Source organism: Gemmatimonadota bacterium (genome assembly GCA_021295815.1).
Taxonomy (GTDB): Bacteria; Gemmatimonadota; Gemmatimonadetes; order Longimicrobiales; family Gaopeijiaceae; genus JAGWBQ01.
In genome coordinates this window covers 19,704-44,335 of record JAGWBQ010000005.1, presented here as the reverse complement: position 1 = coordinate 44,335, position 24,632 = coordinate 19,704, and the positions used below count along the sequence as shown (strand labels likewise).

General features: G+C 67.2%; 19 protein-coding genes. 5 read left to right on the top strand and 14 right to left on the bottom strand.

The features are described 5' to 3' along the window. Positions 1–43: 43 nt before the first annotated feature. The 14 genes from J4G12_02905 to J4G12_02840 all read right to left on the bottom strand — a co-directional run bounded on the left by J4G12_02905 (position 44) and on the right by J4G12_02840 (position 20,037). Positions 44–346, bottom strand: a complete 303-nt coding sequence (locus J4G12_02905) for a cell division protein ZapA (protein ID MCE2454756.1) — start codon at positions 344–346, stop codon at positions 44–46. After that, entirely contained in the window at positions 346–657 is a 312-nt protein-coding gene (locus J4G12_02900) for a hypothetical protein (protein ID MCE2454755.1), read from the bottom strand. The genes J4G12_02905 and J4G12_02900 overlap by 1 nt, the downstream gene beginning before the upstream one ends. Beyond that, positions 641–3,139, bottom strand: a complete 2,499-nt coding sequence (locus tag J4G12_02895) for a phenylalanine--tRNA ligase subunit beta (protein MCE2454754.1) — start codon at positions 3,137–3,139, stop codon at positions 641–643. The genes J4G12_02900 and J4G12_02895 overlap by 17 nt, the downstream gene beginning before the upstream one ends. After that, on the bottom strand, positions 3,136–4,227 hold the full coding sequence (gene pheS / locus J4G12_02890) for a phenylalanine--tRNA ligase subunit alpha (protein MCE2454753.1): 1,092 nt from the start codon (positions 4,225–4,227) through the stop codon (positions 3,136–3,138). Before pheS ends, J4G12_02895 begins: the two co-directional genes overlap by 4 nt. Before the next feature lie 85 nt (positions 4,228–4,312). Then, positions 4,313–4,681 (bottom strand): 50S ribosomal protein L20, encoded by a 369-nt coding sequence (rplT, locus tag J4G12_02885; GenBank protein MCE2454752.1) that lies wholly within the window; start codon positions 4,679–4,681, stop codon positions 4,313–4,315. Positions 4,682–4,690: 9 nt separating this feature from the next. After that, a complete protein-coding gene (gene rpmI / locus J4G12_02880; GenBank protein MCE2454751.1) occupies positions 4,691–4,891 on the bottom strand; it encodes a 50S ribosomal protein L35 in 201 nt (66 codons plus the stop codon). 2 nt (positions 4,892–4,893) lie between these two features. After that, a complete protein-coding gene (gene infC, locus J4G12_02875) occupies positions 4,894–5,478 on the bottom strand; it encodes a translation initiation factor IF-3 (protein ID MCE2454750.1) in 585 nt (194 codons plus the stop codon). Between the two features lie 102 nt (positions 5,479–5,580). Next, a complete protein-coding gene (thrS, locus tag J4G12_02870; GenBank protein MCE2454749.1) occupies positions 5,581–7,497 on the bottom strand; it encodes a threonine--tRNA ligase in 1,917 nt (638 codons plus the stop codon). 41 nt (positions 7,498–7,538) lie between these two features. Beyond that, positions 7,539–7,739, bottom strand: a complete 201-nt coding sequence (locus J4G12_02865; protein ID MCE2454748.1) for a hypothetical protein — start codon at positions 7,737–7,739, stop codon at positions 7,539–7,541. A 2-nt stretch (positions 7,740–7,741) separates the two neighbouring features. Continuing rightward, a complete protein-coding gene (locus J4G12_02860; GenBank protein ID MCE2454747.1) occupies positions 7,742–10,927 on the bottom strand; it encodes a glycosyl hydrolase in 3,186 nt (1,061 codons plus the stop codon). A 13-nt stretch (positions 10,928–10,940) separates the two neighbouring features. After that, positions 10,941–12,806, bottom strand: a complete 1,866-nt coding sequence (locus J4G12_02855) for an ankyrin repeat domain-containing protein (protein MCE2454746.1) — start codon at positions 12,804–12,806, stop codon at positions 10,941–10,943. Further along, positions 12,803–14,194 (bottom strand): DUF1552 domain-containing protein, encoded by a 1,392-nt coding sequence (locus J4G12_02850; protein ID MCE2454745.1) that lies wholly within the window; start codon positions 14,192–14,194, stop codon positions 12,803–12,805. Before J4G12_02850 ends, J4G12_02855 begins: the two co-directional genes overlap by 4 nt. Further along, on the bottom strand, positions 14,182–16,782 hold the full coding sequence (locus tag J4G12_02845; GenBank protein MCE2454744.1) for a DUF1592 domain-containing protein: 2,601 nt from the start codon (positions 16,780–16,782) through the stop codon (positions 14,182–14,184). Before J4G12_02845 ends, J4G12_02850 begins: the two co-directional genes overlap by 13 nt. Positions 16,783–16,836: 54 nt before the next feature. After that, positions 16,837–20,037 (bottom strand): TonB-dependent receptor, encoded by a 3,201-nt coding sequence (locus J4G12_02840; protein MCE2454743.1) that lies wholly within the window; start codon positions 20,035–20,037, stop codon positions 16,837–16,839. A 196-nt stretch (positions 20,038–20,233) separates the two neighbouring features. On the opposite strand from J4G12_02840, the gene J4G12_02835 reads away from it, so the two are divergent. From J4G12_02835 to groL, 5 genes are all read left to right on the top strand, one after another. Next, positions 20,234–20,767 (top strand): adenine phosphoribosyltransferase, encoded by a 534-nt coding sequence (locus J4G12_02835; protein MCE2454742.1) that lies wholly within the window; start codon positions 20,234–20,236, stop codon positions 20,765–20,767. 2 nt (positions 20,768–20,769) lie between these two features. Further along, complete coding sequence (locus J4G12_02830; GenBank protein MCE2454741.1) at positions 20,770–21,624, top strand: biotin--[acetyl-CoA-carboxylase] ligase; 855 nt, start codon at positions 20,770–20,772, stop codon at positions 21,622–21,624. Next, positions 21,621–22,403, top strand: a complete 783-nt coding sequence (locus J4G12_02825) for a type III pantothenate kinase (GenBank protein ID MCE2454740.1) — start codon at positions 21,621–21,623, stop codon at positions 22,401–22,403. The genes J4G12_02830 and J4G12_02825 overlap by 4 nt, the downstream gene beginning before the upstream one ends. 179 nt (positions 22,404–22,582) lie before the next feature. After that, positions 22,583–22,873, top strand: coding sequence for a co-chaperone GroES (gene groES, locus J4G12_02820; GenBank protein MCE2454739.1), 291 nt, complete (start codon positions 22,583–22,585; stop codon positions 22,871–22,873). A 28-nt stretch (positions 22,874–22,901) separates the two neighbouring features. Beyond that, on the top strand, positions 22,902–24,539 hold the full coding sequence (groL, locus tag J4G12_02815) for a chaperonin GroEL (GenBank protein ID MCE2454738.1): 1,638 nt from the start codon (positions 22,902–22,904) through the stop codon (positions 24,537–24,539). Positions 24,540–24,632 lie beyond the last annotated feature (93 nt).

Genomic DNA, 24,632 nt, shown 5'->3' with positions numbered 1-24,632 from the left:
GCGGTGCCGTGCCAATGCCGTGGGAGTTCTCTCCATGGGCCGTTCAGGCAGGGTCGGTATCGAGTGTGGACTCGATGCGCGCGCGCAGACTCTCGGCCCAGCGGCGCAGCTTCTCCTCGCGCACTTGCTGTTCGCGCCGGGCGGCGAGAAGATCGTCGGCGATGGCGAGTACGGCCAGGATGACCGCGCGACGCTCGGCGATTCCGGGCGATTGCGACTTGAAGGTCTCCAACCGGTCCGTGAACTCCTTGAGGCAGGCGTCGAGCTGAGCCTGTTCGCCCTCCGCTCGAATGACGTGATCCTGTCCGCCCATGCGTACGGTGACTTCCGCCTGTGTCGAGGCCATCAGATCTCCTCCAGAAAACGCAGACGAGCCAGAGTTCGTTCGATGGCCGCTCTGCCCGCGTCGAGTCTGGCCCGAAGTTCCCCGTTCTCCCGTTGCAGCTCCTCGAGGTTCCGGAGCACGGAACCCGGCTCCTCGGTTCCCACTTGCGATTCCAGGAGGCGGTTCAATCGGGAAGCGTTCTTCAACTCCGCGGCCAGACGGTCCACGAGGTCGGTATGGGCGTCCGCGAGCGACGCTACGGCGTCCTCGAGGTTCGCCAGCGCCTCGTTCGCGGATGCGGATCCTCCCCCCAATTCAGCTTCGCTGCTCAACGTCCAATCTCTCCAGTGCCTTGAGGACTCGCGCGACGTACCGATCCACCTCCCGATCCTTCAGCGTACGCTTCGGTGAGCGGAATCGCAGGCGGAATGCGAGCGAGGAGCGATCGGACCCTGTCAGACTGCTACCCTTGTAACGGTCAAAGAGCACCAGGCTCTCCAAGAGATCGCCGGCGTAGCCCAAGATGCTCTCTTCGACCGCGGCGAAGTCTATCTCATCAGGTACCGTGAGCGCCAGATCGCGTTCGCTGGCCGGGTACGGCGAGATTTCGGCGGCGACGGGCGTTCCGGAACGGACGGGACGCTCGGGAAGAGCAAGCTCGAACGCCCAGACCTCTCCGGCCTTGGCGGGCGCATCGAGTCCGGTTACGAGTCCGCCTGCGCCGAGAACGTCCTTGACGTCGGTCGCGCTCCGGACCGCGAAGGTCCGATCCGGAGCGAAACGGTCCGCGAAGCCGCTCGGCGGGAGCCGGTTTTCCGGTTCGACCCTTGCCTCCGCACCCCAGACCATGCGCGCCAAGTCGAAGAGCAGCCCTTTGAGATCCCAGCAGTCGAAGTCGAGGGCCGAACTCGTCGACCAATGGGTGGGACACTTTCGACCGGTGACGACCGCGGCCAGGCGGGTCTCCTCGCGAGGCGGAGCGCCCTCCTGCGGCGGCGCCGAGAACGAGGTCGCGAGCTCGAAGAGCCTCAGATCGCGATTGCCGAGCGCGAAGTTGCGCTCGACCGTTCGCAAGACCGACGGCAGGATGTCCCTTCTGACCACGGGCTCCGGGGCCGTGAGCGGATTCTGCAGCCGAACCTCGCCCTCGGCTTCGGAAACGAAGGCGGGGGTTTGGATTTCCAGGAGACCGCGGGCGTCGAGCTCGTCGCGGATTTCGTCTTCGAACCGGAAGAACGGATCGTCGGGGACCGTGCTCGGACGGAAGCTGCCCAGGTCGTCGGGAAAGCGGTCGAAACCCCAGGTGCGGGCGATCTCCTCGATCAGGTCCACTTCGCGGGTCACATCGTGGCTCCGGAAGCCCGGGACCTCGACCGCCACCCGGCCGCTCCGCTCCTCGCCGACCGTGAAGCCGAGCGGATGGAGGAGCTTCCTGACCTTGTTCGTCGCGAACGGGACACCGAGCAAGCGCTCGATCCGCGCCGGCCTGAGTTCGATGGAGGTGGGCTCGAAGGGGACCGGCGCACAGTCGAGGACCGGCCCGGTGACCTCTCCCCCTGCGACGGCCAGTATCAGGGAGAGGGCGCGTTCGACCGCGTCCCGGACACCGGTGGGATCGACTCCGCGCTCGAACCGGTAGGAGGCGTCGGTGGAGAGACCGAGCGCCCGGCGCGTCCTGCGCACCGACCTGGGGTCGAAGAGAGCGCACTCCAGCAGAATCTCGGTGGTGTCGTCGCCGACCGCGGAGTCTCGCCCCCCGATGACGCCGGCCACCGCCACCGGTCCCTCGGCGTCGCAGATCATGAGCATGGAGTCGTCGAGAGACCGCTCCTCCCCATCGAGAGTGGTGAAGCGACTCTCGCCCGCCCGGGTGGCCGGGATTCCGGCGCCCGCGCCCGTGTCGATCCGGGGAGTGCGTACGCGTACGGCCGAGCCGCGCAGCTTGCCCAGGTCGAAGGCGTGGAGGGGGTGGCCGAGCTCCAGAAGAACGTAGTTGGTCGCGTCGACCACGTTGTTGACAGGGCGCGAACCCGCCGCAGCGAGTCTGCGACGCAGCCAGCCGGGGGAGGGTCCGACCTCGACGCCGCGGACCACCGCGCCCACGTACCGGGGGCAGAGCTCGGGCTCCTCGACGCTGATGCTGACGCCGGCGGCGGACACCTCCGTCGGGCGCGGCCGAGTCGACGGCTCGGACGGCGAGCGTTTCCATTCCAACGAGAGGTCGCCGGCCCCGGAAAGAGGCGGGAGCTCGGGAGGCCCGGAAGTGTCGGTGGCGAGCTCGCGGGCTATGCCCAGATGGGAGAGGAGGTCGCCCCGGTTGGCCGTGATCTCGACGTCGAGAGTCAGGTCGTCGAGCCCCGCCGCCTCGATGAAGCCGGCGCCGGGCTCGTGTTCGCCCTCCATGCGCAGGATGCCCGAGTGGTCGTCGCCAAGCCCAAGCTCCCTTCGGGAGCAGAGCATGCCGTGCGAACTCTCTCCTCGGATGCGGGCGCGCTTGAGCTTGACGCCTCCGGGGAGAATCGAGCCCACCGGAGCGAACGGGAAGAAGGCGTCGACTTCCACGTTGGGGGCGCCGCACACCACGGACAGGGGCTCGCCGGAGCCGGCGTCGACCGTGCAGAGCGTGAGCCGGTCCGCGCGAGGATGAGGTCGGGTCTCCGTCACCCGGCCGACAACTATCTCCTTGAGAGCTCCCCAGGGCTCCGACACGCCATCCACGGGCGCTCCCCGGAGCGCGAGTCTGCGGGCCAATTCGTCCGGATCGAGCGCCGCGCCGGGCAGGAGGTCGAGAAGCCAGCGGTAGGAAACCTTCACCACGGCCTCCCGACGAGCGACTCCAGAAACCGGACATCGCACTCGAAGAAGCGGCGCAGGTCGTCGACGCCGTGCTTGAGCATGGCGATCCGCCCCGGTCCCATCCCGAACGCGAAGCCCGTGAAGCGCTCGGGGTCGAGCCCCGCGTTGGCGATCACGGCCGGATCGACCATGCCGGCCCCCATGACCTCAATCCAGTCCGTCGCGCGTTCGGAGCCGTCCTTCCTCCTGACGATTCGCTTGACGTCCACCTCCGCGCTGGGTTCGGTGAACGGGAAATAGGAGGGGCGGAAGCGGATACGCGTGTCGGGGCCCCAGTAGCGACGCGCGAACTCGGCCAGGGTCGCCTTGAAGTCGACGAAAGTGATGCCCTCGTCGACCGCCAGCCCCTCGATCTGCATGAAGGCGGGGGTGTGGGTGGCGTCGTAGGTGTCGCGCCGGTAGACCCAGCCCGGCGCCACGATGCGGACCGGAGGTTCGTGCTTCTCCAGGATGCGCATCTGCACCGGCGAGGTGTGGGAGCGGAGGAGGTGTCCCCCTTCCAGGTAAAGGGTGTCCTGCTCGTCGGCCGCCGGATGGTCGAGGGGGGTGTTGAGGGCCTCGAAATTGTACCACTCCGTGTCGGCTTCCGGCCCTCGGGCGCGAGTGAATCCGAGATCGCGGAAGATGGCGCAGATTTCCCGTACCGTTCTCGTGACCGGGTGGAGACCCCCCCGCCACGGGTGGCGTGGAGGAAGGGAGAGGTCCGCAGGAGAGGGAGTCCGGTCGGACGCCGGCGCTAGCGAGGGCGCGCCGGAAATCCCGACGCCGTCCGCGAGGGCGAGCGCGCCGACCGCGGTCAGCTCCCTGCCCCGTTTTCCAATGGCCTCTCTTACGCTGCGCTTGACCTGGTTCGCCGCCTTGCCGAATGCCGCCCGGGCTTCCGGAGCCATGCCGCCCAGCCCGCGCATGGCGCGCGTGACCCTTCCGCTCTTCCTTCCCAGATATCCGACGCGGAGACTCTCAAGCTCGGTTTCGTCCGACGCTTTGCCGATCCGCTCCAGCGCCTCGCGTTCGAGCTCGAGCAGCTCGGCCCCATCGGTCGGCACCCGACCGCCATCATGCCGTGCGCCGTCGCTCACGGCGTGCGGGGGCCGCCTAGGCTCACCGCCCTGACCGCCACCCCTCCTACTGTTAGCGGGTCCGTGCTTCGAGCGCGGTCTTCGCTCTCGACACCACCGCGGCGAACGCGTCCGGGCTGCGGACGGCCAGGTCCGCGAGGGCCTTGCGGTCGAGCTTCACACCCGCCTCCTTGAGGCCGTTCATGAACCTGGAGTACGACAGTCCGTGCTCGCGGGAGGCGGCGTTGATGCGCGCGATCCACAGACGCCTGAAGTTGCGCTTCTTCTTGCGCCGGTCGCGATAGGCGTGTTCCCAGCCTTTCTCGACGGCGTCCTTGGCGGTGCGGTAAAGATTCTTGCGCCCGCCGAAATATCCCTTGGCGGCGCGTAGGACCTTGGCCTTGCGTCGTTTGCGCGCTCCAGCGGCGGTTGCCCTTGGCATCTCGCTCTCCTACGAACCGTAAGGAAGCATCCGGGACACCTGCTTGGTGTCGGCGGGCGCTATCAGATCCGAGTGGCGGAGGCGGCGCTTCCGCTTCCGGTCCTTCTTGGTAAGGATGTGGCTCTTGTAGGCCTTCATCCTCTTGTATTTGCCGGTGCCGGTGAGCTTGACCCGCTTCGCCAGGCCTCGGTGCGTCTTCATCTTGGGCATGTCTAACCTTTGGGTTCCGCCTTCTGGGGCGCCAGGACCATGGAGATGAGCCGTCCGGCCGATTCCGGGTTGGTCTCGACCTTGGCGAGTTCGCCGACGTCGTTGACCACTCTCTCCAGAACCTCCCGTCCGATATCGGCGTGAGCTATCTGCCGGCCTCGGAACATCATGGTGAGCTTGACCTTGTTTCCCTCTTCGAGGAAGCGTCGGACGTGGCCGACCTTGAATTCGTAGTCGTGATCCTCGATTCCGGGGCGGAACTTTACCTCCTTGACCCTGATCGTGTGCTGTTTCTTGCGGGCTCCGCGAGCCGCGCGCTGACGTTCGTAGATGTGCTTGCCGTAGTCCATCATCCTGACGACGGGAGGCCGCGCCATCGGCGCAACCTCGACCAAGTCCATCCCCCTCTCACTCGCTCTTTCCCGGGCTTCGTCGATGGAGACGATCCCGATCTGGTGTCCGTCATCCCGAATCAGGCGCACTGGGCTGATCCTGATTTGATCGTTGACGCGGACGCTATCCTTCTTGATTTGGCTCTTTTCTCCGGTGGGGCGAAAGGGAAGACCCTGGGGCCTCGCGAGTGCCACCAAAGGTCGTAGCAGGCCGGGCCGGCGTCAAGGTGCGAGCCGGGTTCCCGGCGAGCAGTCGCGTCAACGCCGAGTCCGCCTCCTCGTCGCGGCATCTTCGTTTCACACCCGCTCCTCGATCTCCTTCTCCACCAGCTCGAAAAACTCCGCCCGGCTCATGATCTCCTGCTTTCGGCCCTTGCCCCGCCTGCGCACCGCCACGGTTCCGTCCTCGGCTTCGCGCTCTCCGACGACGGCCATGAACGGCACCTTAATCTTCTCCGCCTCGCGGATCCGGTAGCCCAGCGTCTCGCGCTCCTCGAGCGAACTCCGTATTCCGCGGCCCCCGAGCTCGGCGGCGAACGAGCGCGCAGTGCTCGCCGAGGGCTCGCTGACCGGCAGCACGCGCACTTGCTCCGGCGCCAGCCAGGTCGGGAAGGCTCCGCCGTAATGCTCGATAAGCCCGCCGACGAAGCGTTCCATGGAACCGAGGAGGGTGCGGTGGATCACCACCGCCTTGTGGCGGGCGTTGTCCGCGCCCACGTATTCCAGGCCGAAGCGTTCGGGCATGAGAAAGTCGAGCTGGAAAGTGCCGCCCTGCCACTTGCGGCCCAGCGCGTCGACCACGTTCACGTCGATCTTCGGTCCGTAGAAGGCGCCTCCGCCTTCATCGAGCTCGTAATCCGCTCCCCTGCGCTCGAGGACCCCGCGCAGCACCTCGGTGGCGTCGTCGTAACGGGCCGGATCTCCGATGGCCTTTTCGGGTCGGGTCGAGAGCGCGAAGGAGTACTTGTAGCCGAAGACGCGAAGCATCCGGTCGGCGAGTTCGAGCAGTTTGTCGTACTCATCGGCTATCTGATCGGCGCGCAGGAAGATGTGCGCGTCGTCCTGGGTGAAGCAGCGCACGCGCAGCATGCCGTGCAGGGCGCCGGAACGCTCGTGGCGGTAACAGGTGCCGAGCTCGGCGAAGCGCAGCGGCAGGTCCCGGTAGGAGCGAGTCCGGGTACGATAGATCTGGAAGTGGTGAGGGCAGTTCATCGGCTTCATGCGGAAGCGCTGCCCGTCCCCCTCCATCGCCGGGAACATGTCGTCGCTGAAGACCTCCAGGTGGCCGCTGAGGCGATAGAGTTCCTCGTTGGCTAAGTGAGGCGAGTAGACCAGGTCGTATCCGTTGGCGAGCAGTTCGCCCTTCAGAAACTCCTCGATCGTGTGGCGCAGAATTGCGCCTTTCGGGTGCCAGAGGACGAACCCCTGGCCCACCACGTCTTGAATCGAATAGAGATCGAGCTCCTTGCCCAGCCTGCGATGATCGCGCTTCCGGGCCTCTTCGAGCCGCCGTACGTGGCGCTTGAGCTCCTTCTTCCTGAAGAAGGCGGTGCCGTAGATGCGCTGGAGCATCTGCCGGCGCTCGTCGCCTCTCCAGTAGGCGCCTGCGGCCGAGAGAAGCTTGAAGTGCGCAAGCGCCCCGGTGCTGGGAACGTGAGGGCCTTTGCAGAGATCGAGAAAGGTCCCGTTCTCGTAGACGGTGATGACCTCGTCGGCGTCCATCTCCGCGAGCCGTTCGAGCTTGAGCGGATCGTCGGCGAAGAGCTCGCGCGCCTCCTCCCTGGTCACCCTTCGCCGTTCGAAAGGCTGGTCGGCGGCGACCACCTCCGCCATCTTCGCCTCGAAGGCGGCGAGATCGTCGGGGGTGAAGGGTTCATCCACCTCGAAGTCGTAGTAAAAGCCGTCGTCGATGGCCGGGCCGAAACCGATGCCGGCCTCGGGTCGGAGTTCCCGGACGGCAGTGGCGAGCACGTGCGCCGCGGAGTGACGCAGGACCGGGAGCGCGTCGGCGTTCCTCTCGGTCAGTATCTCGATCCGGGCGTCGTCGGTGATGGGCTCGCCTAGTCCGACGATCTCGCCGTCGACCCGGGCCGCCAGCGCGGCCTTGGCGAGTCCGGGACCGATGGCCCGAGCCACTTCGCGAGCGTTGGTGGGAGCTTCGATCTGGAGCGTATCCCCGTTCGGGAGGACGATATTCACGCTTGCCTTGTTCACGCCGCCTCGCAGTTGTCGGATGAGTGCGATTCTCGGGCGCGCTAGCGCGGGCGCCTTCGCACCCACATCCACGCCGCGCCGCTCGGCACCAGCAGGAACCATGCCACGACCAGCCAGGTGGTCGCCCTTCGGCCCCAGCCGGCCGCGTCGATTCCCCAACGCGCGAGAAGCAATGTAGCGACGGCGCAGGCGAAGTAGGCGATGAACGGGAGCAGACGTCCCGGCTCGACGAAGCGAGCCACGTCTACCTCGCGGGCATGGCCACCGGCTCCGGCGGCTCGGGACGGGTCTCGTCGTTGTAGGCCCGACCGAGGAGTGCAGTCACCGGTCCCGCCACGAACGCGTTCACCGCCTCGATCGCGGCTGGCAGCGCCTCCCATGAGCGATCCACGGCCCAGAGATTGTCGGCGGTTGGAGGTGAGCTCATGGACTCGATGGAGCGCCAGATTCCGCTGCCTCCGGAAGCCCGCTGGAGGTGGCGTCGAACGCCGTCGAGACCGTCTCTCGCCGCCTGAAGCTCCGCAGCGAGAGAGCCCTCCGTCTCGTCGTCCGCCCTGCCGGCGCCTTCGAGCATCTCGCCGATTCCGTCCAGGAATTCCCCGACCTCGCCCAGCGCTCTCTGCGCATCCCGAACCGGAGCGTTCAGACGGTAGGAATCCATCATCGCGCTCCAGCGCTCGTTCGCGACCCGGGCGGACATCGTCACCCGGTCGTCACCCCGTACGCGCATTTCACCTTCGATGACCTGGTCGCCCCAAGCCAGCTCGACCAGGTAGGCCCCGGGCCGGACGCGAGGACCGGTCGGGAGCTCGTCGTCGCTGCGCATGGCGAGATCCCATACGACCTCGTTCAGACCCGGTTCGGACGAGCCGGTGAGCGTGCGCACCGTGTTGCCGCGCAGGTCGCGGATCGTGATCTCGGCGGAGGCTTCGGTCGAGGTGTCGGCTGAGGCCTCGTCGCCGATGTCGGTCTCGTCCGCTGGTCCGTTGTCGCCGTCGCTCTCCTCGGGTTCGCCGATCAGGTAGCGGATGCGCGCGCCGTACTCGGGATTGTCGGCGACGAATATGCCGGGCGTCCAACCCTGGGGCCGGTACGGGTTGTAGGATTCGGCCTCCCGAACCGGTACGAGATGCGCAGGGGCCGCCGCCACCACCGGAGTCAGCTCCTGGAGCGGACCGATGTCGTCCATGATCCAGATGCCGCGCCCGTGAGTCCCGATGACGAGATCGTTGTCTCGCGGGTGGACCACGATGTCGTCGACGGGAACGGTGGGCAGACCGCCTTTGAGTTCGACCCAGGATTCGCCGCGGTCGATGCTCGTCCACACGCCCACTTCGTTGCCGACGAAGAGCAGGTCCGCCCGCGACGGGTGCTGCTCGAGCGCGTTCAGCGGACTCCGGGGCAGTCCGTCGGTGATCTCGTTCCAGCTCTCGCCGAAATCCTCGGTCCGGTAGAGATACGCGGCGAAATCGGCCGAACGGTGACCGTCGAAGGCCACGAAGGCGCTCCCGGGCGCGTCGTGGGAGGCCACTATGCGGGTGACATATGTGAACGGCGGCAGGCCGGAGATGCGATCGGAGAGTTCGGTCCAGCTCTCGCCCCCGTCCTGGGTCACGCTCAAGGCGCCGTCGTCGGCGCCCGCCCACAGGACGTCGGCGTCCAAGGGCGACTCGGCCAGCGCGGTCAGGTTGCCGTAGGTCGACTGACCGTCGTTTCTCGACATCTGCGCTTCGGAACCCGGCACGCCCATCAACGTGAGGGTGTCGCGGTCCACCTGGTAGGTGAGATCGGGGCTCACCGCCTCCCAGCTCTGCCCCAGGTCGGGCGAGCGGAATACCATGTTGGCGCCCGTGTAGACCACGTCCGAGTCGTGCGTCGAGAGCAGGATCGGCGTATCCCAGTTCCAGCGCAGCGAAGGTCCCTGGGCGGTGTCGGGGGCGTCGGCGTCCGGGCGCAGGCTCGGCCGGATGCGGGAGCGCTCCATGGTGCGCAGGTTCACCCGCATCAGATTTCCTCCCTGCGACTCGGCGAACATGACGCCCGTGTCGGTGGGATGCATGACGGTGAAGAAGCCGTCGCCGCCGCCGACGTTGTACCAGTCTCGCGCGCGGATGCCCTGGTTGGAGCGCGTGTCGGAGGGCGCGCACCAGGAGCCGTTGTCCTGAAGCCCGCCGCAGACGTGGTAGGGTCTGCGCATGTCGACGCCGATCTCGTAGAACTGCGAGATGGGGAGATTTCGGAACTGGTACCAGTTGTCGGAACGATCCCAGCTTACCGAGACGCCCCCGTCGCTCCCGAGAAGGAGGTGGTCGGAGTCGGCGGGGTTTATCCAGATGGCATGGTGATCGAGATGCACCCCTTCCGCGGCGTCGGCCGTGAAGTTGCGGCCTCCGTCGGAGGAACGGTACATGCTCGATCCGCCCAGATAGATGCGCTCCGGATCGTTGGGGTCGATGCGGATCTGCGAGTAGTACATGGGGCGGTTGTTCGTCGTGCTCCGGTGCTCCCAGGTGTCTCCGCGGTCGGTGGAACAGTAGACGCCGTTCTCCTGTGCGCGGCCGCCCCCGCCCCCGAAGCCCCGGCCGGGGCCTCGGGCGTCGGCCTCGACCAGCGCGCACACGAAGTCGGAGTCGCGACGGTAAATGGAGAGTCCGATGCGTCCCCTGTCGCCCTCCGGCAGGCCCTCGGTGAGTTCGGTCCAGTTCGCGCCGCCGTCGAAGCTGCGATAGATGCCGCTGCCCGGTCCGCCCCCGTTGAAGCCCCAGGCCCGCCTGCGCCTCTGATACATGGCGGCGAAGAGGGTGTTGGGGTCGGTCGGATCCATCGCGAGGTCGATGGCTCCGGTGTCGTCGTCCACAGACAGCACGTGTTCCCAGGTCAGACCGCCATCCGCAGTCTTGTAGACCCCGCGCTCGGGGTTCGGCCCCCAGAGCTCTCCGACCGCGGCCACGTAGGCGATATCCGGATCGGCGGGATGCACCGCGATCCTGGAGATGTGATGGGTGGCCTCGAGCCCCAGCGGCGTCCAGGTATCGCCGCCGTCGAGCGAGCGGTAGACGCCGTTGCCGAAGGGAGAGCTCTGCCTGTTCTGCGGCTCCCCGGTGCCCACCCAGATCACGTTGGAATTCGAGGGAGCGAGGGTCACGTCGCCGACCGACGCGGTCGACTCCGCAGTGAAGAGAGCCTCGAAGGAAATGCCGCCGTTGCGTGTGCGCCAGACGCCCGCCGAAGCCGTGCCGACATAGAATATGCGCGGATCGCTCTCGACAACCGCCAGGTCGGTTACGCGGCCGCTCATGATGGTCGGGCCGATTTCGCGGAAGGAGAGGGTTCGGGTGGCTCGGTCGAAGGCCTCCTGGCCGAGTTGGGCCGAAAGCGGTGCGGCGAGCGACGCCGAAACCGCGAGGAGGAGTGGGGAAAGGCGTATCATCGTTGGCATCATCCTACTGGCAGCTCACGCAGTTGCGGTTGTTCCTGGAGCCCAGGCTCTCGAGGAGCGCGACCGCCTTGGGATAAGGCTGGGTGCGCTGATAGGGACCGTTGGCCATGTCGGCCGTGGTCTGTCCCCGGCGGCTGACGAACGTGACGTCGGCCCCGTGCTCCACCAGGTACAGTATGAGCTCCGTGTCGCCCCGGGCCGCGGCGTGATGGAGCGCGGAGTAGCCGTTGTGGTCGCGGGCGTCCACGTCGGCCCCGACCTCTTCCACCAGATACCTGACCGCAGGAAGCCAGCCGTCCGGAACGTGGCGGTGGGAGTTGGCGGCGAAACCCTCGCCGTAGCCGACCCCGGCCGCCGCGTGGATGGGATGGACCGCCGGTCCGTCGACCGGGACCGGCGGGAGTCCCGAGGGATCGGGGCTCCGGTCGCTCTCGCCTCCGCGGCGGCTCGGAACCACCATGGTGGGAACCGTCGGGTCGGCCCCTCGGCTGCGCAGGAGCTCCATGGCCTCGACGTCGAGAGCGTAGGCCGCCCGCCAGAATGGTGTCGCGCCCCGGGTATCCACGCGCAGAAGATCGAAGTTGAAGGACATGTACCAGAGGTGCTTCGAGAGGCGGGCGCCAGGGTCGGCTCCGGCATCGAGGAGCGCTTCGGCGACATCGAGGTACGAGGCGACCTGGTTGCGGTAGGCGTGCTGTTGCGGATAACGCGACTTGGGCGCCCAGTGGGTGTTGATGGCGGCATAGAGGGGCGTGGTGCCGGCGTCGCTCGCCAACGTCGGGTCGGCCCCGAGTTCGAGCAGCTCCAGACCGAGGTCGAAGTGGCCGTTGACCATGGCCATCAGGAGCGGCGTGGTTCGGTCTCCCGCACTCGCCTGGTCGATGTCCGCGCCGCCCTCGACCAGCGCGAACGCCGTCTCCCCATGTCCTTCGCGCACCGCATGGAGCAGCGCGGTGAGCCCCCCGTGCCCGCCCACCAGCTCGGCGTAGCTGAGCGGCTCCGGTTCCTCCACCGGTCTTCTAAGGGAGTCGGCGTCGGAAAATTCGCTCGGGACCTCGACCGTAAGGCCGCTCAGCCGCTCGCCCGGGTCGAGAAACCCGGGCAGCACCCGTTCGGCCACCGTCTCGACAGCGACAGCCGGCGTGCCGTCGTAGGCGTCGGCGCGCAGGCCCATCCGGGCGTTCCGCCGACGGCGGTCCTCCTGATCGGCCAGGTAGCGGGCGGTCACGTCCATCACCTTGCTCGTGCGAGCGACAGACGCTCCGCGTTTGAGCAGAAGGCGGACCGCGCCGACCCTCCCGGAAGCGGCCGCGAACATGAGCGGGGTCTGCCCCCAAGCCTCCTCGCGGGCGTCGGGATCGGCTCCGGCGTCGAGAAGCGCGCCGACCGCAGCCTCGTTTCCGGATGCCGCCGCGAAGTGGAGGGCGTCGGCGCCGCCGGTCTCGTCCGAGGTTCGGGCCTCCGCCGACGCTCCGCGCTCGAGCAGCAGACGGACCATCGCTCCGTGGCCGGATCTCGCTGCGAGGTGGAGCGGCGCGTAGCTGCCGTTGCGGGTGACGGGATCGGTTCCGGCCCCCGCGTCGAGAAGAGTCGCCGCCATGGCCCCGTCGCCGGCGAGCGCGGCCCAGTGCAGGGCGGTCATGCCGTCCCCCAGAGGCGCGTCCACGTCGGCTCCCTCGGCGATCAGCTCCTCGACGCTAGCGAGATCGCCCCGGCTTGCGGCTTCGGACACGGACACGTCCTGGAGCGCGGCGAGCGGTGCGCCGACACCCGGGAGGGCCGCCAGGAACGCCAGCGCCGGAAACGCGGCCGGGGCGAAGCGCCGGGTCGGGCCGGCAGCCTGTGGAAAAAGCCTGCGGACGGCGGTCATCCGTTCAAACTGAAGTCGCCGTTCGAGTTGCCCAGGCTGTCCACGTCTTCGACACCGAGTCCGTGCAGCATGGAGAGCATGACGTTGGCCATCGGCGTTCCGGGGTCCGCCCGCAAGTGCAGGCCGCCCTTCGCCAGGGCCCCGTTCGCGCCGCCGAGAAGGAAAAGAGGGCAGCGCTTGTGGTTGTGGACGTTGGGGTCGCCCATGGGGGAGCCGTAAACGATCATGGTCTTGTCGAGCAGGTTGTCGTCGCCCTCGGCGATGCTCTTCAGTCGATCCAGGAAGTAGGGGAGCTGGCCCACGTGATAGCGGTTGATCGCGGCGAAGTCCGTGATATTGTTTTCATTGCCTCCGTGGTGCGAGGCGGGGTGGAAGGGCTTGTCGATGCCGCTTTCGGGGAAGACCCGCGCCGACGAGTCGCGCCCCATCTTGAACGAGAAGACGCGGGTGACGTCCGAGGCGAAAGCCAGAGCCTGGAGATCGAACATGAGGCGCGCGTGATCCTCGAACGAGTCCGGAACTCCCGCCGGGGCCTCGGGAAGAGCTCTGGCCTCACCGCTCCGGTTCTGCTCCTCGGTGCGCTGTATGCGTCGCTCTATCTCGCGCACGTTCTCCAGGTAGCGGTCGAGTCGTCGGTTGTCGGCGGGCCCCAGCTCGCGTCTGAGCTCGGCCACCCTACCCGAAACGTAGTCGAGTATGCTCCGGTTCTCGCTCCTTCTCAGGGCGCGCTCGGCGGCCGTGCCGCCCGCCCCGAAGAGCTGATCGAAGGCTACCCGCGGGTCGCGCACCATCGGCAGCGGTTCGGTGGGCGAGCTCCAGCTTATGGTGTCGGTATAGACGCAGGCATAGCCGTAGGCGCACCCGCCCGCCTGGTCCACGTTCTCGATGCAGAGCTGCATGGAGGGAATGGGCGTGTCCTGCCCGAAACGCCTGGCGTAGATCTGGTCCATCGACTCGCCGACGCGGATGTCCGAGCCCTCGGTCTGGTGCGGATGCGCCTGGGTGAGGAAGACGGCGCTCGAGCGGAAGTGATCCCCGCCGATCTCCTTGGGAGTCTTCGCCTCCGCGTTCTCCACGTCCGTGTCGCTCACGATGGTGAGACAGTCGCGGTAGGGCTCCAGCGGAGCGAGGGCCGTGGGGGCGAGGTCGAAGTCGCGCCCGGCGGCGGCTGGCGACCAGAAGTTCATCCGGCGTCCGAACTCGCTCGATCCCGCCGCTCCGTGAACCATCTCGATGCATACGAGCCTCGTGGGCGTGTCCGCAGCTCCGGTCGCGCCCAGCAGTCTGCCCGCAGGCCTCATGGCGTCGAGCAGGGGCAGGGCCACGGTGGCTCCGACCCCTCTTAGGAATGTCCGGCGCGGCAATGCGGTTCCGGTTACGAAATGCATTGGAATCCTCCATCGGTTTCCGAGGCGATCCGCCCCATGCGAAAAGCGTCGCTGGCCACCACCGCCTGGATGAACGCGGCAAGCCGGTAGTCCTCGACGGCCGCGGTCCTCTCTATCTCGCGCACCGCCGGCATGTCGAAGTACTCGATCCTGCGGCCGATCGCGTAGGCCATCAGGTTCTCGATGAAGGTCCGGGCGAGGGAGCTCCGGCGCTTGAGCAGGGCCTCGGTCAGGTCCTTCGGACTCGTGAGCGGGGTACCGTCGTAGAGCTCTCCCTCCAGGTCGATCGGGGCTCCCTCGTCCTTGATTCTCACCGCACCGGTCACGTCGAAGCCTTCCAGGGCGAGGCCGATGGGATCGATGAAACGGTGACAGGAGGTACACTGCGGCGATGCCCTGTGCATCTCGAGCCGCTCGCGCACGGTGAGGTTGCGCCCTTCCCGGACGGCCTCGGTCGCCTCGAGGTCGGGAACGTCAGCGGGCGGGGGGGGCGGCGGCGTGCCCAACAGCACCTCCATAACCCATTTTCCGCGCAAGACGGGAGAAGTGCGGTTGGCGTGAGAGGTGCTGGTCAGGATGCTGCCGTGCGAGAGAACTCCCCTGCGCCCGTCGTCGGGGTAGGCGACCTTGCGGAAGTGGTCGCCGGCGACGCCCGGGATCCCGTAGTGGCGAGCAAGCCTCTCGTTGAGGAAGGTGTAATCCGCAGTCAAGACCTCGAATAGCGGCAGGTCTTCCCGAACCAGGTGGGCGAAAAAGAGCTCGGTTTCCCGCTTCATAGCGTCGGCGAGCTGCTGGTGGAAATCCGGGAAGCGAAGAGCGTCGGGATGAACCTTGTCGAGATCCTGGAGCCGGAGCCACTGGGACGCGAAACGCGTGGCGAGCGCCTCGGAGCGTGGATCGGCGAGCATGCGTTCGACCTGCGCCGCCAGTCCTTCCGAAGATTCCAGTTCGCCTTCGCCCGCCGCCTGCAGCAATTCCTCGTCGGGGCCGGTCGCCCAGAGGAAGAAGGCGAGGCGGGTGGCGAGCCTGATCGGCGCCAGCGGGAAAGGACCCTCCGCAAGCGTCGGCTCCTCGAAGCGGAAGATGAACTCCGGGCTCGCCAGAACCGCTTGGAGCGCGGTTCTTACCCCGACCTCGAAGCCCCCTCGCGCACGCCCTTCCCGATAGAGAACCAAGAGGGGTTCGACGTCGGCTTCGCCTACGGGACGTCTGAAGCCCCGACTCGCGAGCCCTTCGACGATATGTCGGGCGCAGGCGTCGCTACCGGGCGTCGCATCGTCGGCACAGGTGAGTATCTTCTCTCTGACCGCGAAATCCGAAACCCCGTCGGCCTCGAAAGGTCCGGTGATCGCGAAGTCCCGCAGGTGCGCGACCGAGGTGATGCCGTAGGAGTAGCCGATCTTCTTGTCGGCGAGCGACCATGCGTGCGGCGACACCAGGTCCTCCACCGGTCCCTGCATGGTCTCGAGGAAGGCGGCGGTGACGCGATGGGGCCCGGCCGTTATGAAGATCGGTTCGGTGCGCACGTTCGGACCATCCGGATCCTGCACGTGAATCCAGCGGTCGAGATGGACGAGCGCGCGACGCTCTCCGTCGACCGAAAGCTCCGCCTTTTCGTCGAAGGGCGACGTCTGCCCGAAGAAGTTGCCGGTGGACTCGTGCTGGAGCCCCAGCCGGAATCGGTAGTAGCCGTCCGCCGGGAAGTTGTGTACCAGGCTGATACCGCCCCGAGTGCCGAACGGCGCGCCTTCCACGCGGGTTCGCTGTTCGGCGTAGCGAGGAACCCGGTAGGTGGTCTCGCTCGGGGTGGCGTTCGGATCGCCGACCGCCATGCGCGCGACAGCCGCCGCAGCCGTCAGGTAACCTTCCAGAAGGGTGGCCGAGATGCGTTGGGCGTCGGCCACGTTGTCGAACCCGCCGCTCATCGTCTCGGGCGGGAGGAAGGCGGAGGCGTCGACGCGAAGGCCGAGCATGTCGAAGACGGCCCGCTCGTACTCGGAGCGGTTCAGGCGTTGGAAGGTGCGATGACCCGGGTTGGGGTCGGCCGCGGCCAGGGCGTCCAGTTCCCCTTCCAGCACGGCGGCCAGCCACGCCAGCGAGTCTCCGCCGGGCCGACGCTGTCTGGGAGGGGGCATCATGCCGGCACGGAGCTTGCGCACCATCTTCTCGCCGAGCTCGGCCCGGTCGGCGACGGTCGCCGCATCGAACTCCTCCAGCGACATGTTGCCGAGCAATCTGACGCCGTTGTGGCACCGGACGCAGTAGCGCCCGATCAGTCGGTTCGCGGCCTCGGGATCCGACTCGTCGCCGTGTTCGACGTCGACGCCCGCGCCCGCCCCGGAAGGCTCGACGGCCGACCTCGCTCCGACCGGTCCGGAGGAGGACGACGACTTCGATGCAGGTCCGCGCATTTCGTTCACGGCACGCGCCGAAGTCGGCGGCGGCCAGTCGAGCGGCGGTGTGACCGGGATCTCCGCCCGGGAGGAGTGGTCGCCTCCCCAAACCGTCTCTTCGGACCCCGACTCGCCTCCGAGCGCCGTCAAGGCCGTGCCGGTCGCCACGACGAGGAGGAGCAGTGGACCTTTCATGCCCTTGAAGATAGGCTCAGCGGGCCATCAGGGCAAGCCGAGCCCGCCGGGGTCTTATCCGCCGCTCCAGGCCAGCGCCAACTTGATTCGTCTTCCCTTGGGATCGTGAGTGAAGCCGTCGTATCCCGTCTCCCAGTTGACGGCCGGCGCCCGCGTGTCGAGGAGGTTCACGCCGGTGAGCACGGCTCGGATCCCGCCCAGTTCACGACTCAGGTTGAGATCGAGCGTTGTGAAGCTGTCGATGTCGCGGAACCGGTCGAAGGGAGCCGGGGCGCCCTCGTAACGCCGATCCACATAGGAGCCGATGCTGTTGACGTACGCGCCGATCGCGGTCTCGCCCCATTCGTAGCCCAGATTGAAGCGTCCCTTGATCCGGGGAAGAGGCCAGGCGAGAGGGTGACCGAAGTTGAGCGCACCCGCGCCTTCGATCGCCGACTGGACCTCGAATCCATTGTACTCCAGGCCTGCAACGTCGTACTTGACGGTGTAGGTTCCGGTCACGCCGATGTGGAATTCGCCGCCTCCCAGCGGAAAGCGGGATTCGCCGTGGAGATCGATCCCCGAGGTCTCCATTCCGGGCCAGTTGACGAGCCGCACCTCGATCCGCTCGACCTGGGTCACGTCGCAACTTCCGTCGGTCCGCCCGCCCGGGCAGGTGACCAGCTCCTTCACCGCGTCCCGCGAAGCGCCTCCCTCCGCGTAGAGGGCCGTGATGCTCGTGAACGGCATGGAGTTGATGACGTCGTTGAAGTCGTAGGACCAGTAGTCGACCGTGAACCTGGCCCGGTTCAGAAGCAAGATGGCGCCGGCGTTGTAGGTGAAGGCCCGTTCCGGCATCAGGGCGGCGCTTCCGTAGCTGTCTATCGCCTTGTAGGTGTCGGACTCCGGCACGTACTGGAGCGAAACGACCACGTCTTCGTTCAGATCGTCCACCGAAGGTGTGCGGAAGGTGGTCTGGAGCGAGCCCCGCAGCGAGAGGACGTAAGAGTCCGAAGCGGCCACGCGCACTCTGGCGGCGATCTTGGGATCGAAGCTGCTGGCCAGGGAATGGTACTCGTAGTTGGCGGCGATCTGGGCCTCTATCCGCGAGCCGAACCGGAAGGGGATTTCCCCGAAGAGCCGGTGCACGGTCTGCACGTCGTCGTAGGGCGTGAAACCGGTGATGAAGGTGAAAGGTCCGGTTCGGTACCGGCAGGACCGGTCTCCCGGTACCGGGCACGGATTCCGGGTCACGTCGCCTGGAGCGTTCGGTACGGAGTTCACCCCGAAACGTCGGAACTGGTATCCGAGCGCGTAGTTGAGGGCGCCGTCCATGACCGACCCGTGCACGGAGGCGTCGGCGACGACAAGCTGCGCGTCGCTCACCAGATCGACCTCCTCGTTGATCCAGTCGATGAGCTCGGAGGCGTTGGCCAGTTCTGGCCTGAAGAACGGGTTGGGCGAATCTTCGAACTGCGATCCCGGCTGAGCCGAGTAGTCGATCGCGTTGCTGAACGGATTGTAGTACATGCAGTCGCCTTGGCCGGGCTGGGCTCCGTTCAGCGGCCCGAGTCGCATTCCCGAAGGCGAGGTCGGATCGGCGACCACACCGACTCCGCAGTTCGGTCCGCCGAAGCCTCGGTAGGCCAGGAATTTCCGGTAATGGTACTCCGCCGGCTGGTTCACGTTGCCCCTGGCGCCCGAGTAGGAGAACGCCAGATCCAGGTGCGCGTCGTTCCCGAAGAGCTCGATCTCGCGTTCCAGCTCGGCCGCCAACCGGTAGGTGTCGTTGGACCTGGGCAGCCGCCTGCCGGGGCCCGCGTTCCCGACCAGACGCCCGAAGAAGTACCAGTCGTCCTCCAGACATCCGGGGCCGCCGAGACCTATCGATCCGGCCTGATCGGCGCAGAAGGCCCGGCGTCCGGGATGTTCCGGCGTGACCAGCTGGGTGCCGTCGTACGGCGAGACCGGTGGAAAGGAGGGCGTCGTCAGCCAATTCGGTATTTCCGCGCGCGCGAAGAGTCCCTCCAGGCGGAAATCGGTGTTTTCGTCCAGCGAACCGCTCAGCTCTCCCAAGGCGCGATAGAAGTCGGTATCGTCGATGATGTTGTCCCACGGAGCGTACCGGAAGCGGCAGGTCCAGCTCTCCACGTATCCGCCGAATTCCGCGCAGGACGGATCGTGGTGCCAGCTCGGGTCGGTTCCCCAGTGAGAGTCCAGAAGGGCGGCCACGAACTCGTCGACCTTCTCGGTTCCGGCGAGGGTGGGTCTGAGGAAGACTCCGGGATTGCCGGTGCCCGACCAGCCTCCTCCGCCGGTGATGAAGTCGCGCAAGGTCCACGAGCGTTCGGGGGCGCCGAGCTCGAGCCGATGCGCCCACTCGGCGGAGAGAACGCCATGAAGGTCGTCGCCCAGCCTGCCGCCGACGATCACCCCCAGATCCGTGTCGCCGCCGCCCCCATACCGATCGTACGAGGCGGAGAGCTCCATGCCGCTGAGGTCGCCCCGGGTCACGAAGTTGGCCACGCCCGCGACGGCATCGGACCCGTAGACCGCCGAAGCGCCTTCCTTGAGCACCTCGATCCGCTCGATCGCTATCGACGGCAAGGTGTTCACGTCGACCCAGCGCCCGCCGATGAGGCGGGAGGGAAGGTAGCTCTGTCTGCGACCGTTGACGAGCACCAGGGTCCGGGAGGCTCCGAGTCCCCGGAGATTGATGTTCGCGGCGGATTCCGAGACCAGGCTGCCGGTGGAGTTGTACCAACTGTTCAGCTCGCCGACGACCCCGTGGCTCACCGGCAGGCGCTTGAGGAAGTCGGTGATCCGCGGGGAGCCCTGTTCGATCAGCACCTCGCGGGTCGAGACCGCGACCGCGGTCGGCAGGGTGATGGGCGGCTCCTCGAACGCGGTGCCCGTGACCGTGAAGCCGTCCAGGTTGATCACGTTCAGGCTCAGATTCAGGCTGACGTCGGTGGCGACCCCGGCTCGTACCTCGACCTCGACGGCGACCTCTTCGTAGCCGATCAGCCTCGCCCGCAGCTCATGGACGCCGACGGGGACCGACTGGAATGAGAAGCGCCCCTGAGTGTTGGAAATCCTGCCGATGCCAAGAGCGGCGATCTCGATCTGGACGGCCTCGAGCGATCTGCCGCTCGCCTGGTGAACGACTCTGCCGTCGATCGCGCCGGTCTGGGCCGCCAGGGTCGGCGCCGACAGGACCGCCCCAGCGGCGAGAACTGCAAGGACCGGGGTCTTCGCCGGATGGAAGCGGATCATGGGTTTGGTCTCCGTAGTCGTTACCGGAATGGTCGGTCCCGGTGCTTCATGGCGAAGCGACTTGGCCGGCAGGCACTTTGATAAACAACACGTTCTCTGGGAGTTCGGCAAGCCGACCCCGCATGACGGGCCGACCGTGTAAGTTTGGTCGACCCGGAGTTGACAGCCTGTCCCAACGCCCAGCCCACAGCCCGCAATGAGCCAGTTCCGCCCGGATTGGAAATCCCTCATCCCGGTCGTACCCGACTTCCCGACCCCGGGGGTCGCCTTTCGGGACCTGGCGCCCCTTATGGCGGAGGGCGACGCCTTCCGAAGCGTCGTCGGAGAGCTCGTCGCGCCGTGGCGGAACCGTCCTCCCGACTTCGTGGCCGGCATCGAGGCGCGCGGATTCGTCTTCGCCGCGCCGGTCGCGGTCCGACTGGGTGTGGGCTTTGTGCCTTTGCGCAAGCGGGGACGGCTGCCGCCGCCTGTCGAGCGGGTGAGCTACGAGCTGGAGTACGGTACCGACGCGCTGGAGGTCAGCAGGGACGTGGTCGCTCCGGGATCCGGCGTGCTGCTGATCGACGACGTGCTGGCGACCGGGGGAACGGCGGAGGCCGCGATCGAACTGATCGCCATGGTGGGGGCGTCGGTGAAGGCCGCTTCGTTCGTCGTGAACCTGCCTTTCCTCGAGGGTGCGGAAAGGCTCATCGGGCTCGGAGTCGAGATCGCCGCCCTGACCGAGTTCTGACGTTGGAACGAGGCGAGAGTCTCAATTCGGGCCAAGGCGGCGTCGGAGCCGTCCGCCTCGAAAGCTGGCACGGCGTCGCCCGCGAGAAGTGGCGGCGAACCTGGGGGCTCCCCTATCTGGAGACCTACGCCAGCATCGGCTCGACCAACTCGCGTCTGCTCGCTCTCGCAGGTCGGGGTGCGCCTCCGGGAAGCGTGGTCATTGCCGACGAGCAGACCGCCGGCAGAGGACGGAGAGGCCGGCGCTGGCACTCTCCTCCCGGGGCGGGCATAAGCTTCTCGGCGCTCGTGGAGACCGTCGTCGGGGCCACCACGCTGCCGCTCCTCGCCGGGATTGCGGCGGCCCGCGCCATCGAGGCGGTCGCGGAAGGCGTGGGTTCGGTGGGACTCAAGTGGCCGAACGACCTCTTCCTCGGCGGGCGCAAGGTCGGCGGCATCCTGTGCGAAGTCGTCCCCGGAGCCTTCGACCCCGCACTAGTCGCGGTAGGTGTCGGCATCAATTTACGCAGACCGACCGCAGGTTTCCCCAGCGAGATCGAGACGACGGCGACCACCGTGGAGGAGGTGCGGGGCGGAATGGGGCGGGTACGGGTGGACGAACCGGTCGTGGTGGAGGCTCTGGTCTCCGAACTGCGCACGCTGGTCGGCTTCGCGGGCACCGAACTGCCCGAGGCTCTCCACCGCGAGATCGCGGGAATCGATATCTTAAGGGGTTGCGAGGTCGAGACGGAGGCGCTGGGCGGCTGTTGGGCCGTGGGCATCTCCAAGCAAGGCTCGCTGGAAGTCGAACTGGCCGACGGCCAGCGAAGACTGGTGGCGGGCGGAAGCGTGCACGCAGTGTCGGGAGGCGACCGATGAAATTCCGTGAGAGCCTGGTTGTCGACGTCGGCAATACCGAGACCGTGGTGGGATGGGCCACCGGCCCGGGGAAGATCGCCGCTTCTTGGAGGGTGAGCTCCTCTGTCCGCAGGACGGCCGACGAGATGACCGCGCTGGTGGGCACCTTCCTGGACCGCGCCGGCGTGGGAAGAGGTCGGGTCGAGCTCGGAGTCGTCGGCTCCGTGGTGCCGTCCGCGAATCAGGTCTGGATGCACACTCTGAGGTCGCTCGTGGCGGGCGAGGTGCTGGCGGTCGGTCCCGCATCCGCCCTGCCCATCAGGCTGGCGGTGGACGAGCCTCTCTCCGTTGGAGCCGACCGGGTCGCGAACACCGTGGCGGCCAAGGTCCTCTACCGCAAGGACACTATCGTGGTGGACCTGGGGACGGCGACCACCTTCGACTGCATCGAGGGCGACGGCACCTTCGTGGGCGGAGTGATCGCACCCGGCCTCAACGCCGGACTCGAGTGGCTGGCCGAAAGGACCGCCAAGCTGCCGGTGATCGAGATGAGCCTGCCGAAGAAGATCATTGGGACCCGCACCGAGGAGTGCATGCGGAGCGGCGTCTTCTGGACGGCGATCGCCGGGGTGGAGACGATCGTGCGACAGATCAAGGACGAGTGGCGGCGGGATCCGTTCGTGGTGGCCACCGGCGGTCTCGCGGGAGTGGTGGCCCCGAGCCTGACCTGCGTCGATCAGGTCGAACCCGACCTCACTCTCCACGGCCTGGCGGCGGCGGGGGGGATGCTGACCGGTTGACCTCTCGACGCCGGTCGTCGTCATCCGCGACGGCCGGTGGGGACTTGACCCGTCCTCGAGTTCTTGGTTATCTTCCCCCTGTTAGCACTCGATGCCTGCGAGTGCCAACAACCCGCGACGCACGCTCGCTCGCGGCGTACGCACCCACCAACAACTGTCCCATAACGGGAGGAACGCGCATGAGCAACGTCAGGCCCTTGGCCGACCGAGTGGTCGTGAAGCCGCTCGACGAGGCCGAGCAGATGCGGGGAGGCCTCTACATCCCCGACACCGCCAAGGAGAAGCCCTCGCAGGGCGAAGTCACCGCGGTCGGCCCCGGCCGACTCTCCGACGACGGTACCCGCCTCGACATGGACGTGTCCGAAGGCGATCGCGTCCTGTACGGCAAGTACAGCGGCACCGAAGTCACCCTCGACGGCCAGGACTATCTGATTCTTCGCGAGTCGGACATCCTCGCCATCGTCTCGTAGCCCCCAACAGAAACAAGGAGAAACAAGCATGGCAGCCAAAGAGCTGGTGTTTGATGTCGAGGCGCGGTCACGCCTGAAGACCGGCGTCGACAAGCTCGCGAAGGCGGTCCGCGTGACGCTCGGCCCCAAGGGTCGTAACGTCGTTCTGGATCGCAAGTTCGGCTCCCCGACCGTCACCAAGGACGGCGTGTCCGTGGCCAAGGAGGTCGAGCTCGAGCACCCCGTCGAGAACATGGGAGCCCAGATGGTGAAGGAGGTCGCCACCAAGACCTCGGACGTGGCCGGCGACGGCACCACCACCGCGACCGTCCTCGCGCAGGCCATATTCGGCGAGGGCCTCAAGAACGTCACCGCCGGCACCAACCCCATGGGGATCCGGCGCGGCATCGACAGGGCGGTGGAGCGGGCGGTGGCCGAGCTCCAGGGCCTCTCGGTCGAGACCAAGGGCAGGCGGGAGATCGCGCAGGTAGGCGCCATCTCCGCCAACAACAACGCCGAGATCGGCGAGCTCATCTCCGACGCCATGGAGAAGGTGGGCAAGGACGGCGTGATCACAGTGGAGGAGGCGCGCGGCCTCGACACCACTCTCGACACCGTCGAGGGCATGCAGTTCGACCGAGGCTACCTCTCCCCCTACTTCGTCACCGATCCGGAGCGGATGGAGTCGGTGCTCGACGAGCCCATGATCCTCATCCACGACAAGAAGATCAGTGCGATGAAGGACCTGCTGCCCATCCTCGAGAAGGTGGCGCAGTCCGGGCGTCCGCTGCTCATCGTCGCGGAGGACGTCGAGGGCGAGGCGCTGGCGACCCTCGTCGTGAACAAGCTGCGCGGCACGTTGAAGGTCGCGGCGGTCAAGGCCCCCGGATTCGGCGACCGGCGCAAGGCCATGCTCCAGGACATCGCGATCCTGACCGGCGGTCAGGTGATCTCCGAGGAGGTCGGCTTCAAGCTCGAAAACGCCGTGGCCTCCGATCTGGGCCACGCCAAGAGGGTGGTGATCGACAAGGACGACACCACCATCATCGACGGTGGCGGTGACGGCGACAGGATCAAGGGTCGCATCGACGAGATCCGCGTCGCCATCGACAAGTCCACCTCCGACTACGACCGCGAGAAGCTTCAGGAACGTCTGGCGAAGCTCGCCGGCGGCGTCGCGGTGATCAACGTGGGTGCGGCCACCGAGACCGAGATGAAGGAGAAGAAGGCTTTGGTCGAGGACGCGCTCCACGCGACCCGTGCCGCCGTCGAAGAGGGCATCGTTCCCGGCGGCGGCGTCGCGCTGCTCCGGGTGCAGTCCGTGCTCGATTCCGTCACTCCCGAAAGTGAGGACGAGGTGGTCGGGGTCAACATCCTCTCTCGGGCGCTCGAGCATCCCGTCAGGCAGATCGCCGAGAACGCCGGCGTCGACGGGAGCATCGTGGTGGACCGGATTCGCGGCGGCGAGGGAGCCTACGGCTACAACGCCCTCACCGGCGAGTACGAGAACCTGACCTCCGCCGGCGTGATCGACCCGACCAAGGTCGTGCGCACGGCGCTTCAAAACGCCTCGTCCATCGCCGGCCTGCTTCTCACCACCGAAGCGGTGGTCGTGGAGATTCCCGAGGAGGAGAAGGCTTCTGCGGGCGGTCCTCCGGGGGCCGGCGACATGGGCGGGATGTACTAGGGGCCCACAAGCGGACGGCCGTTCCCGGCCGAGCCGCGCGAGCCTCGGAACGGGGCGGGCCGCGTAGGATTTTCGAGTCGTGCGGCGGCCCGG

Coding starts and splice junctions, on each gene's coding strand:
- J4G12_02905 (MCE2454756.1), bottom strand. CDS start 346: ATGGCCTCGACACAGGCGGAAGTCACCGTACGCATGGGCGGACAGGAT.
- rplT (MCE2454752.1), bottom strand. CDS start 4,681: ATGCCAAGGGCAACCGCCGCTGGAGCGCGCAAACGACGCAAGGCCAAG.
- rpmI (MCE2454751.1), bottom strand. CDS start 4,891: ATGCCCAAGATGAAGACGCACCGAGGCCTGGCGAAGCGGGTCAAGCTC.
- J4G12_02860 (MCE2454747.1), bottom strand. CDS start 10,927: ATGATACGCCTTTCCCCACTCCTCCTCGCGGTTTCGGCGTCGCTCGCC.
- J4G12_02855 (MCE2454746.1), bottom strand. CDS start 12,806: ATGACCGCCGTCCGCAGGCTTTTTCCACAGGCTGCCGGCCCGACCCGG.
- J4G12_02850 (MCE2454745.1), bottom strand. CDS start 14,194: ATGCATTTCGTAACCGGAACCGCATTGCCGCGCCGGACATTCCTAAGA.
- J4G12_02845 (MCE2454744.1), bottom strand. CDS start 16,782: ATGAAAGGTCCACTGCTCCTCCTCGTCGTGGCGACCGGCACGGCCTTG.
- J4G12_02840 (MCE2454743.1), bottom strand. CDS start 20,037: ATGATCCGCTTCCATCCGGCGAAGACCCCGGTCCTTGCAGTTCTCGCC.
- J4G12_02835 (MCE2454742.1), top strand. CDS start 20,234: ATGAGCCAGTTCCGCCCGGATTGGAAATCCCTCATCCCGGTCGTACCC.
- J4G12_02825 (MCE2454740.1), top strand. CDS start 21,621: ATGAAATTCCGTGAGAGCCTGGTTGTCGACGTCGGCAATACCGAGACC.
- groES (MCE2454739.1), top strand. CDS start 22,583: ATGAGCAACGTCAGGCCCTTGGCCGACCGAGTGGTCGTGAAGCCGCTC.
- groL (MCE2454738.1), top strand. CDS start 22,902: ATGGCAGCCAAAGAGCTGGTGTTTGATGTCGAGGCGCGGTCACGCCTG.